Source organism: Mesoplasma coleopterae (genome assembly GCF_002804245.1).
In the GTDB taxonomy this organism is placed as follows: Bacteria; Bacillota_I; Bacilli_A; order Mycoplasmatales; family Mycoplasmataceae; genus Mesoplasma; species Mesoplasma coleopterae.
In genome coordinates this window covers 1-14,209 of record NZ_CP024968.1, presented here as the reverse complement: position 1 = coordinate 14,209, position 14,209 = coordinate 1, and the positions used below count along the sequence as shown (strand labels likewise).

The 14,209-nt window shown below is 27.3% G+C and carries 11 protein-coding genes; 1 reads left to right on the top strand and 10 read right to left on the bottom strand.

The window, feature by feature from the left end:
- Positions 1-266: 266 nt before the first annotated feature.
- The 8 genes from gyrA to rnmV all read right to left on the bottom strand — a co-directional run bounded on the left by gyrA (position 267) and on the right by rnmV (position 10,464).
- Positions 267-2,744 carry a DNA gyrase subunit A gene (gene gyrA / locus MCOLE_RS00055; RefSeq protein WP_100670373.1) on the bottom strand — a complete coding sequence of 826 codons (2,478 nt, stop codon included), beginning with the start codon at positions 2,742-2,744 and terminating at the stop codon, positions 267-269.
- Between the two features lie 26 nt (positions 2,745-2,770).
- Positions 2,771-4,678 (bottom strand): DNA topoisomerase (ATP-hydrolyzing) subunit B, encoded by a 1,908-nt coding sequence (gene gyrB, locus MCOLE_RS00050; protein ID WP_100670371.1) that lies wholly within the window; start codon positions 4,676-4,678, stop codon positions 2,771-2,773.
- A 213-nt stretch (positions 4,679-4,891) separates the two neighbouring features.
- Positions 4,892-5,767, bottom strand: a complete 876-nt coding sequence (locus MCOLE_RS00045; RefSeq protein ID WP_100670369.1) for a hypothetical protein — start codon at positions 5,765-5,767, stop codon at positions 4,892-4,894.
- Positions 5,757-6,461: an ABC transporter ATP-binding protein gene (locus MCOLE_RS00040; protein WP_100670367.1), complete on the bottom strand. Its 705-nt coding sequence runs from the start codon at positions 6,459-6,461 to the stop codon at positions 5,757-5,759. The genes MCOLE_RS00045 and MCOLE_RS00040 overlap by 11 nt, the downstream gene beginning before the upstream one ends.
- Positions 6,462-6,471: 10 nt before the next feature.
- Positions 6,472-8,760 (bottom strand): endo-beta-N-acetylglucosaminidase, encoded by a 2,289-nt coding sequence (locus MCOLE_RS00035; RefSeq protein WP_100670365.1) that lies wholly within the window; start codon positions 8,758-8,760, stop codon positions 6,472-6,474.
- A gap of 10 nt (positions 8,761-8,770) precedes the next feature.
- Positions 8,771-9,088: a hypothetical protein gene (locus MCOLE_RS00030; protein ID WP_100670363.1), complete on the bottom strand. Its 318-nt coding sequence runs from the start codon at positions 9,086-9,088 to the stop codon at positions 8,771-8,773.
- A gap of 31 nt (positions 9,089-9,119) precedes the next feature.
- Positions 9,120-9,935: a 16S rRNA (adenine(1518)-N(6)/adenine(1519)-N(6))-dimethyltransferase RsmA gene (gene rsmA / locus MCOLE_RS00025; RefSeq protein WP_100670361.1), complete on the bottom strand. Its 816-nt coding sequence runs from the start codon at positions 9,933-9,935 to the stop codon at positions 9,120-9,122.
- Position 9,936: 1 nt separating this feature from the next.
- Positions 9,937-10,464: a ribonuclease M5 gene (gene rnmV / locus MCOLE_RS00020; protein ID WP_100670359.1), complete on the bottom strand. Its 528-nt coding sequence runs from the start codon at positions 10,462-10,464 to the stop codon at positions 9,937-9,939.
- 68 nt (positions 10,465-10,532) lie between these two features.
- On the opposite strand from rnmV, the gene MCOLE_RS00015 reads away from it, so the two are divergent.
- A complete protein-coding gene (locus MCOLE_RS00015; protein WP_100670357.1) occupies positions 10,533-11,507 on the top strand; it encodes a rod shape-determining protein in 975 nt (324 codons plus the stop codon).
- Between the two features lie 24 nt (positions 11,508-11,531).
- Here MCOLE_RS00015 and MCOLE_RS00010 read toward each other — a convergent pair whose 3' ends face one another.
- Together MCOLE_RS00010 and dnaA are read right to left on the bottom strand one after the other, a co-directional pair.
- The gene (locus MCOLE_RS00010) at positions 11,532-12,653 is read right to left on the bottom strand and encodes a DNA polymerase III subunit beta (protein ID WP_100670355.1); all 1,122 of its coding nucleotides are present in this window, start codon (positions 12,651-12,653) and stop codon (positions 11,532-11,534) included.
- 224 nt (positions 12,654-12,877) lie between these two features.
- The gene (gene dnaA, locus MCOLE_RS00005) at positions 12,878-14,209 is read right to left on the bottom strand and encodes a chromosomal replication initiator protein DnaA (RefSeq protein WP_100670353.1); all 1,332 of its coding nucleotides are present in this window, start codon (positions 14,207-14,209) and stop codon (positions 12,878-12,880) included.

Below are 14,209 nucleotides of genomic sequence, written 5' to 3'. Positions count from 1 at the left end.
TCCAACCAGAAAAAAGAATAACAATTACGACATTTACAAAGTCTGCAAACTGCCTTAGTATATGAATGCTCATACCTTTACCAAACCATTCAGTTATTTTGCTAATGAAAAAAAGGTTGTTAATATGAATGCAACAATTAATACTATTAAAGCAATGAAATATAAGTTTTTTATATTATTTTTCTTAATTTTAAATTCATCTGTTTACTTTTTCTTTCGTTACTATAACAATTTTAAATAAAAAAGAGGTTGCCCTCTTTTTATTTTTAATCTTCTTCGAATTCTTGGTTTTCTTCTCCGTGTTTACGGTACTCAAGCATTACTGCTTGTATTTTATTACCCTCACTTAAACGAATACCTCTAACTCCAGCTGCAGCTCTTCCTAAAACAGGAATATCTGATGCTTTTGTTTTAATTAAGTTTCCATCAGTTGAAATAATACATACTAAGTCAGTTTCTCTAGCTGCAATAATTGATTTAAAGTCACCTGTTTTTTCATTTAGGTTCATTACTTTAATTCCTTTTCCATTACGACCAGAAATTCTATATTCATCAATATTTGTTTTCTTGAAGCTTCCTTTTGATGAAATAGTTGTAATATTTTCGATTCCAAATGAACTTACAGCACCAACAACCACATCTTTATCATCAAGTTTAATAGCTTTAACTCCTGATGCTGTTCTTGAAAGTGGTCTAACAATATTTTCTTGGATTCTAATAACTTTTCCTGATTTATTAGCAACAAAAATTGTATCTTCTCCAGTTGTAGCAAATACTGTTACTAATTGATCATCTTCTTTTAAGTTAATAGCAATCTTACCATTCTTGTTAATATTGTCGAATAATGAAATATCTGTTTTTTTAATCATTCCTTTTTCAGTAATGAAAGTTAAGTAATTCATTTTTTCTTTTACATTTCTTAATGGAAGAATAGCTGTAATTTTATCATCTGCTGTTAACCCATTTAAGAAGTTAACGATTGGTAATCCACGTGCTGTACGTGAGTATTGTCTAATGTTGTATGCTTTTGTTCTAAATACTTTACCTGAATTAGTAAAGAACAATACTCAATCACGCATTTTACCCATTGTAGCAATTACAATTGGGTCTTCATTAGATGAGTTAACACTAACTCCTCTACCACCACGTTTTTGAACTCTAAATTCTTCTGGGTCAACACGACGGATATATCCTTCATCACTTAAAAGAATCATTGTTTTAACATCAGGAATTAATTCTTCATCTTCGATGTCCATTAGTCCTTCATCAATAGTTTCAGTTCTTCTGTTATCACCAAATTTTTCAGCGATTTCAGATAATTGATTTTTAAGAACATTGTTTTGTTCTGTTTCATCAGAAATTAATAATGTTAAATAATCAATTCTTTCTTTGATTTGAGCCATTTCTTGTTGAATTTTTCCACGTTCTAATCCAACTAAACGTTGTAATCTCATATCTAAGATAGCTTTGTTTTGTTCTTCATCAAATCCAAACGCTTCTGTTAATTTCATTTTAGCTTCGTTTGACTCTGGTGAGTTTCTTAAAATATTAACAATAGCATCAATGTTATCTAATGCTGTATCTAAAGCTTCTAAGATGTGGAAACGTTTTTCAATTTTATCTTTTTCAAAAATTGAACGTTTAATAATTACATTGATTTGGAAATCAACATAATGTTTAATGATTGATTTTAAATCTAATAACACAGGAATGTTATTATGCAATGATAATAAGTTTAATGAGTATGTTGTTTGTAAGTTAGTAAATTTATATAACTTAGATAAAACAACATCTGGATTTGAATCACGTCTTAATTCAATAACAATTCTAATACCTTCGTAGTTAGACTCATCACGAATATCTGAAATACCTTCTAATTGTTTTGTTTTAACTAATTCAGCAATTCTTTCAATTAATTTAGCCTTATTAGTTTGATATGGGATTTCAGTAATAATAAATCTTGCATGACGATCATTTTCTTCAAGAGCTACTTTAGCACGAATTGTTACAGCACCTCTACCAGTTTTATAACCTTCACGCATTCTAATTCCATTTGTCATTAACGCACCTGTAGGGAAATCTGGTCCCATAATGTGGTTATCTAAAATTTCATCAATTGTAATATCTTTATTATCAATGAAAGCATGAATTGCACTAATTACTTCTCTTAAGTTATGCGGTGGAATACTTGTTGCCATCCCAACAGCAATACCCATAGCTCCATTGGCTAATAAGTTAGGGAAGTATCCTGTTAAATAAGCAGGCTCTCTTTCACTAGCATCATAGTTATCAACAAAAGGAACGGTGTTCATATCAATATCTTTAATGATGAAGTTTGATACTTTAGCTAATCTAGCCTCAGTATAACGCATAGCGGCAGCTCCATCACCATCGATTGAACCGAAGTTACCATGTCCATCAACTAATGGGTAACGGTATGAAAAGTCTTGAGCCATTCTTACCATTGAATCATAAACAGCTGTATCACCATGGGGGTGGTACTTACCAATAACTTCCCCAACAATACGTGCTGATTTTTTGTGTGGCTTATCTGCAGTAATACCTAAGTCATTCATCGCATAAATAATACGACGGTGAACAGGTTTTAAACCATCTTTCAAGTCTGGAAGCGCACGACTAACAATAACAGACATTGAATATTCTAAAAAGTCTTTTCTAACCTCAGCAGCAATATCAATACCCTTGATAATACCGTGGTTATGATCTAAGTTTTTTTCACTCATTTTAATTCACCTTTTCTATTCTTTGTCTAGAAGTCAATGTTTTCAACAAACTCTGCGTTTTCTTGAATATAATTTCTTCTTAGTTCAGGGTCTTCTCCCATTAAATCTGAGAAAACCTCATTAGCGATTGCAGCATCTTCTAATTTAATTTGTAACATTGTACGTTTTTCTGGGTCCATTGTTGTTTCTCATAATTGGATTGGATCCATTTCTCCAAGTCCTTTATAACGTTGGATTGTAAATCTTGAATCTTTAAAGTCACCAGCTTTTAATTCTTCAAGTTCAACATCACTATATGCATAAGCAACTTTTTTACCTGCTTCAATTTTATAAAGTGGTGGTTGAGCAATATACACGTGACCATCAACAACCAATTGTTTCATGTATCTGTAAAAGAATGTTAATAATAATGTACGGATGTGAGCTCCGTCGACATCGGCATCAGTCATAATAACAATTTTTCCGTATCTTAATTTTGATAAATCGATATCTTCTTTAATACCTGTACCAATTGCTGTAACAATTGATTTAATTTCATTATTTGCAAAAGCTCTAACTTCGGCAACACGTTCAACGTTTAATACTTTCCCTCTTAAAGGTAAGATAGCTTGGAATCTACGGTTACGTCCAGTTTTTGCTGAACCTCCGGCTGAATCCCCTTCGACTAAGTAAAGTTCAGCAATTTCTGGATCTTTACTTTCACAGTCTGCTAATTTACCAGGAAGTGAGAATGTATCAAGAGCTGATTTTCTTCTAGTTTCTTCTCTAGCTCTTTGCGCAGCTATTCTAGCTTTTTGAGCATTTGCATTTTTATCAATAATTGCTTTTGCATCTTCAGGTGATTTTAATAAGAATTCTTCAAATGCATCACCAACAACCGCATCAACAGCTTTTTTAGCATCAGGGTTAGCTAATTTTGTTTTAGTTTGCCCTTCATATTGTGGATCAGTATGTCTAATTGAAACTATACATACCATTCCTTCTTTAATATCATCTCATGAGTATTTGGCAGCTGGTTTGTTACCAGTTGCAACTTTTTCAGCATAACGGTTAATAACTCTAACTAAAGATTGTCTTAAACCATCTTCGTGTGTTCCACCTTCATGAGTATTAATATTGTTAACAAATGTAATTAAGTTTTCTTGATATTCAGCGTTGTATTGTAATGCAACTTCTACTTCAATATCATCATGTTTATCATCAACATAGAAAATGCTTGGGTTAATCTTAACTTTTGTTTCATTTTTTTCTTTTACATAATCCAAGATACCGTTTGGGAAATGATACTCTACATGTTTATCAATTCTTAAATCGTTTAGCTCGATTACTAAACCTTTATTTAAATATGAAAGTTGTTTAACTTTGTTTCTAATTGTTTCATAATCAAATTCAGTTCCTTCTAAAAAGATTTCTGGATCTGGTTTAAATCTAACAGTTGTTCCAGTTTCATTTGTTTCACCAATAATTTCAATTTCAGTTTGTTGAGTTCCCCCACCACTAAATACTTGATGATGAATTTTACCTTCACGCTTAACTTCAACATCAACATATAAAGATAAGGCATTAACTACTGAAGCACCAACCCCGTGTAGTCCTCCTGAAATTTTATATGAATCTGAATCAAATTTTCCCCCAGCATGTAACTGAGTAAAAACTAGTTCTAAAGCTGATTTCCCTGAGTCAGCTTGAATACCAACAGGAATACCACGTCCATTATCTTGAACGATGATTTCTCCTTCTTTAGTAATAGTTAATATAATTTTGTTTGCAAACCCTGCCATTGCTTCATCGACTGAGTTATCCATAATCTCTCAAACTAAGTGGTGTAGACCTGCTTTAGATGTTGATCCAATGTACATACCTGGACGTTTTCTAACAGCTTCTAAACCTTTAAGAACTTTAATCGATTCAGCACCATAATTTTGTTCTGCCATATAATTTGTTCACCCGCTTCTTTCTAAGTTTCCTTAATATATATTATATATTAATTTGCTTAAATTTACTCGCAAATTAAGCCATTTAAGTTAATCCCTTAACCTCCCTTGAGAAAAAGGCTAATTTAACTAAAAAGGTGCTAAAATTGCTAAATTTAAACATTTTTATTTTTAAAATATTAATAAATAAATAAAAAACGTGTAAAAACACGTTTATTTGCCATCTCACTTAAATACAAAAATAGAAGATACCGATAATAAAATTAATCAAATTATTGATGTCAGTATCGGTATTCACTCCTTCAATGCAAAAGATGTTGTTAATCTTCCCATTGAAGCTCCGTTGTAAATTCATTTTCCGCTATTATCAGCTACTAATAGTAGACCTGCTCAAACATTATGTTTATATGGAAATAAATAACTTATTTTTATTAATATAGGCTGTATAGCAAAAATTTCAGGAGGCATTATTATATCTGAAAAAGCAATAGCTACAATAACATAAATAGCTGTTATAGTTTGAGAAAGAGCGACACTTTTTATAACCCCAGAAATTATTGTTCCTAATAGTATCGAAGTCATAATTAGAAAAGCTGCGCTTAATAAAATCCCAAAAACTTCTTTTGTTGTCATGGTGTCTAAAAGTATTTTTCAAAATCCACCATTACTTGTTGTGAAAAAAGATCCTGTTATTAAGAAAATATATAGTGAACATAACATAAATGATATATATCCCAAAATAAAGTTAAATATAAATATTGAAGATAGAAAATTAATTTTTGAAATTCCTGCTGAATGTATTCTTTTTAAAAAAACTGAATTTTTTCATTCTGAAATTGTTATATTAACTAAAAATATAACAGTAAACGGTTGAATTAGTAATATTGCTGTAACGGTCGTTGGATTAATTGTTGTAGATGTTGCACTAACTCTATAAAAAATTATAAAAGTTGTAACAACTATTGGAAAAATAATAATGTACAAATAAGTTCTTAAATTTTTAAGTACAGACATACTTAAAATTTTAAGGTTATAGATTATATTAACAATCCCCATCTGAGAATTTTTTAATTTAAAATTATTTAACATTTGATTCTAATCTCCCATCGTAATAATTAATCATTAAATTTCTCACTGAGCCAAAATTTTTAATCACTGTTTTAGTTGTTGACTTGTAAAAAATATTACCTTCTTTTAAAATAACTATTTTGTCACAAAGTTTTTCCACTTCTTCAGGGTTATGTGAAATGACAATAATTGTTTTATTTTGTTTTTTTAGCGATTTAAAAAAATCAATTAATTTTAATTGCATTTTTAAATCTAGTCCTGTAATCATTTCATCAAGACATATGTAATTAGGATTATTAACCACTGACAATAAAGTATTTAGTCTTTGCTTTTGTCCTCCAGACAAATTATTTAAATCTTTTTTTAAAAATTCTCTTATTTCAAATATGTCTATAAGTTTATTAACCTCAGGATCTTTTAAAATTTTATTTTTCTTTAAAAAATAACTAATAATTAATCTTGGAGTTACTCCTTTTGGTCATGCACCTTCTTGAAATTGTATACCTATTTCTTTAAATGTTTCTTTTTTGCCATCTATTAAAACAGATCCTGTTGTTGGTTTAATTTGACCTATTAAAATTTCAAGTAATGTTGTTTTACCACTACCATTAGAACCAAGTAGGGCTAATGATTCACCATTTTTAATTGTTAGATTTATATCTGAAAGAACTAAGTTTTTTCCAAACTTTTTCGATATGTTTTTTATTTCTATCATATATACCTTTCTATAAACTAAAATTGAATCATTTTTCTTGATTCTTATAATCAACTTGTTTTATATAAAAATTTTTATATTTATTATCTATCTGTTTTATATAAAATTCTGGACTATTATTTTCAGTTAATCTAATTAATTTGTTATTCTCATCTTTTAAATATATTTCATAGTAAGAATAAATGTCATCACTCAATGTATCTTCTGTTAAACTAAAACGAATATTGTTTTTCCCGTTTCTTTGTACCACAGATTCTATATTAACACCTACATCAGATTTATCATTTTGCTTAACTTGATTATTCTCTTTGTCTACAACAATTTCCCCACATGTTATTTTAAAATCTAATGAATCAAGACCTTCAGTTGAAAAACTTAAACCTATTTTTCCAATTGGTTCAGTGTAGGTGTTTTCTAGTTTTATTCATGTATAATCAGTTGAATCTGAATCATTTATATATGTTTTTGTTGTTGGGTTTTTTGGAACTATTGTTTTATCACCTTTGCCTGAAACACTTATATCAATCTTATTTTCTAAGTATTTTGGCACCTTTACTACCATAGAAACTTTTTTGGGTTCGCCCTCTTTTGTATAATTTGCACCCATTATATTTCATTCATACTTTTTATTTGCTTCTCATTTTGCAGGTAAAATTTTACCATCTTCATCAAATCCTGAACCTAATGATATTGAGTTACCTTTTAGATAAGGATCATAAAAATCATAATAACCTGATATCTTTTTGTCTTGATTATTTTTAATTTGTTTTTTTGAATTATTTTCCACTTCTCTTACATCTCATTTATAAGTTGGCTGAATATCTGCTATATTTGTATTACTTCACGGATAGTTTTCAATAATTTTTCTTTCTCCATTTATTAATGTTGCCATCTTACTTCCTTGACCTGTAGAAAAATTGGTTTTGAAATAATTATTTGAGTCTATTAATATTGTTTTTTCCTGTACTAAATTACCTATACCATAACTTTTATCCTTGAAGATTGAATTGTCTTTTTCACCACCTGGGTAAATGACAACACCCTTGTCATCTTCACTTAATGCTTTGTTTTTTCCTGTATACATTTGATCATCATAGTTATTAGCTGAAACTAATCCATATGTATCAAGCTCAGCACTTTTATTTTTTCCTTCACCTATTTTATCCATATCTTGAGATGCTAAGTCGTAAGGTACGTGTGATGCAAACAAGGCTATAGAGTTCTTAGAACCACCATTTTTTTCGTCTTGTTGTTCAGTTTTAAATGTTCATGTGCCTTCTTTGTAATCCTGTATCATTCTATTATATTCTGATTGTTTATTTAAGTCATAAGGATTTCCGTTTTTATCAAAAGGTATATAATTTAATTCTCTGAAATCTCTTGTTCCTATTTTATTCTTATCAAATCATATACTTCCACCAACTCATGCACCTGTGTTAAACATATTATAAATTTCAAAGCGCTCTTGCTCTGATAATTTATTTTTTTCAACATATCTATTTACTTCATTAGCAAATACATAAAAATCGTTTAAGAAAAGATTGGTATTTTGATATATTTTTTCAGACTCATAATCTGATAAATTACCATTTGGATCAGTAGAAAGCTGCCCTTGGTTTTTATAACCAAACACTATTAATTCTTTGACTTTTGGGTTATTTGATTTATTTATAGCTTCTTGCATTTGATTCATTATTTCAAACATTATTTCATTATCAACAATAAAACCATTTGGATTAGAACCATTTGGTTCGTTATTTCAAAATCATCCATCAAAATTTAATTGAACAGCTAAATCAATTAATTTATCAACGACTAAATATTTGCCATTATTATCTTTTTCTAAAAAACCTTTTAGAGCTTGTTTATTTAATCCATGATATCCATCAAGAAAAATTGTACCTAAAATTTTAGTACCGTTTAAATGCGCCTTTTCAACTTGATTTTTTGCTGGTGGAACTATTATACCTTCATCAATTGAACCTGCTCAAGAAACAAGAATATCATTATATTGATAATTGTTAAATGATCTTTCATATACTCTTTTATTACCTACTATAGTATTTGAATTTGAAGTGCTCTCTATAACTGTAGACATATTCATTTCTTTTGTTTTAGGATCTTGGCTCTGAACTCATTTTTCCATAGTTTTTTCAGATTCTTGTAATTTAATTTTAGATTTGTTATATTTTGCATCTAGATCTGATTCAAAATTCCAATCATTCAATTTATTTATTTGATCATAATATTCAGTTCTATCAATTAGTCTAAAATCTGAGACAAGATTACCATTTGGCAAAAACTTTGTATTAAGTGGGACTGCTGTTGCTACTTGTTTTTTTTATTTCACTTTCAATTTTAAAAGATGTATTATATTTATTTAAATCAAAAAAGTTCTGTGGCAAAACAGGATTATTTTGAATTTTAATTTGCTCTGCATTTAAATTATTTATATCTAATTTTGAAACATTATCATAAGACTCAAAATAAGGTTCTTCCTTGGATCAAGAATAATCACCTATTTTTGAAATGTCTCTACCATATACTTTTTGACTACATGATATTAAAGTTAAAGATGATGCAGAAGTTAAACCAATTGTAAGCATCAAGCTTAGTAATTTTTTCATAAATTTTCCTAACCTAGCCTTTTGATTTTTATTATACATCTTTTTGAAACGTTTCAAGAAATATTTTTATAAAGTCTTCTAACCCTATAACTTCGGGTCTTAAAGATTTATCAATTCCTGCACTATCAAGAATTTCATTAGCTTTAGGTTTGTCATTAGTTACATTTGACAAATTATTCAATATTGTTTTTCTTCTGTTATTAAATATTTTTCTTAAAAATACTAAAAATTTATCTTTGTCTTTAATTTGTTCAGTGTATTTATTGTTGAATGTTAATGATATTATTGCAGAATCCACTTTAGGCACTGGATAAAACATATGCTTTGGTACAGTAAATTCATATTTTTTATCAGCAAAAAATTCACAAGCAACTGACAGGTTATTATAATTATTTTCACCTTTATTTGAACATACTCTTACAGCAACTTCTTTTTGCATCATAAATACTGCTTTTGTCAATTTATCACTTACATTCAATGTTCTAAAAAGAATTTCGCTTGTTATATAATAAGGCATGTTAGAAATTATTGAAACTTTTTGATTTTCATGTTGTCTTTTTTCACTTATTAATTTTTCAAAATCAACTAGAAGTACATCAGAAAGAAATAATTCAAAATTATCACTTTGAACCTCTTTTTTTAAAATTGTTTCCATATCAGTATCAATTTCAATAGCCACAACTTTGTTATACTTTCGTGCAAGTAATTTAGTTAATGCACCTGTACCTGGTCCAATTTCAATAATTAATTGATCTTGATCATCACCCAATATTGAAACTATTTTGTTAATTAAGTTTTGATCACTTATAAAGTTTTGACCGAACTTTTTCTTCGCTTCGACTTTCATATTATTCTCCAATTATTTTTTCTATATCCTCTACATTTAAATTCATTCAATTTAGTCATTTAAATAAACTTTTTGAACTCATATCATTGTTTAGATTAAAATGAGTTGTTATTTTTATTCGATTATCTTTTAAATAAAAGTCATTGTTGACATATTCATCTCAAGAAATTGAACTATTGTTTTTATTATATGTTATTAAATTATTTAATGCATTTTTAATAGCTTCTTCATTAGCTTCAGCAATTCCAATTTTCTTAGATTTTTTATCTATATCTTGTTTTAAAATGAATGCATTAAAAACATCTGTATCTAAAAATTCAATTAAAGTTTCTCTTATTTTTTTACCTGGACCATCAGGGTCTGTAAAAATAATAATCTTGTTATTTTTGCTTAGCTCTTTAATTAAATTTAATTTTTTATTATTAAAACCAAGGCCATTTGTTTCAATTGTTATTAGATTTTCACCATATATTTTCTTTAATTTTTGTGAATCTGATTTACCTTCAACAATAATTATCTCATTTACCATTAATTCACCTATATCTAACATTAAGTTTATTATATACTATAATTAATGTGAGAAAAGTGAGGAATATTATGAGTAATAAAAAAATTGGAATAGTTTTTGGTGAAGAATTTACAAGAATAATTTCATCTGATAAAGGTAAAATATATGATGATTTCAGTTTAGTTTGTTGAAATGTTTTAACAACTGAAATTGTTTTATATGGGCGTGATGTTAAAAATACCATTGGTAGACTAGACGATCCTTTAAAAGTTGTTAATATTCTTGATAAATATGTAATTCAAAATTTAGAAATTTTTAAACATTATGCTACTACCCTTGTTGAAAGATTTAAAGAAGAGTTTGACGGAGCTAAAATTGTTATTTCTTGCCCAAACTCTGATAATGACTTCATTCAAGAATTCTTCAAGAATTTATTCAGTGAAAATACAAACTTCACTTCGATAACTTTTGCTCCAAGAATAATACTTTCTGCTTTAGGAGCTAATGCTGATATTAGAGATGAGTATGGAGTATTAATTTTAGACATTAATCAAGCTTACGCTAAAGTTGCCTTAATTGTTGAAGGAAAAATAATCAGTGAAAAAGAAACAATTTATGCAGAAAAGTTTTTGGATGAATCTTTAAATCAATTCATTAAAGAAGAATATTCTATTTCTGTTGATAGCGATATGATTGAAAAAATAAAATGATCATTAGGAACAATTATAAAATTAAGAGATGAACTAGAATTAAGTATAGTCGGTAAAGATATTATTACTAACGAAAGAAAAAGTGTTGTTTGCGTTAGTGAAGAATTTAAAAAAATATTTATTAAATCATTTACAAACTATAAATCATTAGTAACTTCAGTTTTAGAAAATTCTTCAGCATTAGTTAGAAGTGGTGTTGTTAAAAATGGTTTATATGTAACTGGTGAATTAGCCGGAATAAGCGGTGTTAAAGATTTCTTTGAAGATTTCTTTAATTTCCCAGTAACCATTTCTAAAAAACGTGGTTATTCAGATATTGAAGGTACATTGAAACTATTAAGTTTAAAAAAATAAAATCAGGAAATCCTGATTTTTTTATTATGCATAAGTTGGTAATACAACTTGTTTTAAATCACGTTTTTGTGCTCCTGTTATTAACACAGGTTTGTTTTGTGAATTAAATGTTAAATGAATTAATTGATCATCAAATGTTCTAATTGCTTCAATTAAATATTTTGTATTAAAGTTAATATTTAAATTAGTTGTTCCTTCATATTTATATTCAGTAAATTTTTCTTCATATTTAGCTGTTTCAATAATTGTTGTTTTTAATATAATTTCATTTTGGTTAATTTCCAAATTTACAACAGATGTTATATTTTGATCATTTGTTAGTTCAAATCTACTCAATACTTTTAATAGCGTTTTAGCTTTTAATTCTAATTTAATTTCATGTGTTGTAGGGAATGCTGAATGAACATTTGGATATCTTCCATCAATTAAAGTAGATTGTAATAAATCATTATCTAATTTAAATGTTGCATTAGTGTCATGTATTATAATTTTAAATACTTTAACACTATCTATTAAATTTCTTAATTCAATCAATGTTTTATAAGGAATAATAATATCAACTTCTTCGTTTGTATTTTCAGGAAGACTAATTTCTTTTAAACTAACTCTAAATAAATCTGTTGTAACAAATGATAACTTATTATCTTTTATTTTTAGATTCATACCTGTTAATACAACTTTTTGATTTCATTCATTAATTGAACTTATTGTCTGTGATAATGTTGTTTTAAATTCTTGAGCATCAATAGATAGCTCTAATCCATTTTCAACAAAACCAATTAAAGGGAATTCGTCAACATTTAATATGGAAACTTTAAGACTTGATTTTTCAGTTATGATTTCTAATTCATTTTCAGCAAATGTAGAAAGAGTTACAAATTCACTATCTAATTTTCTTAATAATTCTAATATAAACTTTGGTTTAACTAATATGCGACCTGGTTGTTCTATTATTAGATCTGAATTTTCATTATTAAGTTCAGCTTTAAAAGAAGTTGATGTATTTGATGAAATAATTACAAGTTTATCAAAACTAGCTTCAATGTAGACACCTTGTAAAGCGGGGTTTACATTTTTAACTTCTATTAATTTACTAGCCTTTGTTAGTTCATTTAAAAGAACTGATTTATTTATACTTAATCTCATATAACACCTCTTATTTCAATATATATTATCTCATATTTTAACTTTAAAAACAAAATAATAGTTGAGCATTTTTATATTATATTATTCTTTATATAAGTAATATTAATAATAGAGTTGATATGTGGAAAAGTATGTAATAACTCATACAATAAGGGTTAAACAAAATTTGTAATCAACAACTTTAAAACTTTTTACACACAAAAAAAATAGACTGCTTTGTTAATCTATTTTCCTATTATTTCATTTTTTAAAGATTCTACTATTTTTTTAAACTCTTTTTCCTTATAAATTAGTTTCTCAATACGCGAAATAGCACTTAAAACAGTGCTGTGATCTCTTCCCCCAAACTCAGCACCAATTTGAGTAGAAGTATGATTTAAAATTATTTTTGCAAAATACATTGAAAGATGTCTAGCATTTTTAATTGCTGTGGTTCTAGCTTTACCATCAATAGCTTTTAATGTTACATCATATTTTTTCCCAACAACTTCTTTAATTTTTTTGACATTAAGTAAACCTAAATTAGCAGAAGGAGTATCTTTGAATAAATCAACAACATCATCTAAATCAATGACGTGACCTAAATCATTTTGAATACCAAAAAACAGCAATCTATTAACTAAACCCTTAATTTTTCTAACATCATCACTAAAATTTTGAGCTAAATAAACAACTGCATCTTCATTAACTTTTTGTTTTAGTCCTTGTTTTTTTATTTCTCATTCAATTATTAATTTAGCGGTAGGAATATCAAGTGAATTAATAGGTGTTGAAAGACCTGAATTAAATCTTGTAATCATTCTCTTATCAAAACCATTAAGCAATTCTGGTGTTTTATCACTAGAAAATACTAATTGTTTTCCATTTTCAGTAAAATTATTGATTATATTAAAGAAAAACTCATTAGTTTTATCTTTTTTACTAAGAAATTGAACATCATCTAAAATGAAAAAATCATTCGAATTTATTTCACTTTTCAACTCTTCTATTTCAGTTAAATCACCTTTATTTAAAGCATTAACAACTTTTTTTGTGAATTCTTCTGAAGTAAAATATAAAACTTTTTTATTAGTTAAAATTGCCTGATTTTTAATAGCTTGTAAAAGGTGAGTTTTACCTAATCCAGAGTCTCCATAAATAAATAAAGGGTTAAATGAAGAACCAGGATTTGTAACAACACTTTTTGCAGCTAAATTAGCTTGTTTATTGCTTGAACCAACAATAAAATTATCGAATGTTAAAGAGTTCTCTGGTAGAGAAACATTTAATTTTTCTCTTTTGCTTTCTTTTTTATTATTTTTGTCAAATACTTTTCTTGTTGAAAACTCAATAGAAACATAATCATTTAATAGTGTTTTAAATTCATATATAAATACTTCTTTAAATTCATTTAAAATTGTGACACCAAGATTTGATCTTACAAGAACCACAAATTCCTTATCAGAAAGTTTAATTAATTCCGAAGTTATAATATATTCTTCAAGAATGTCTTGATCTATTAATTTTTCTTTACTTAGTTTGTTAACTATTTGTTCTCATAATAATTTTGTTTCCAT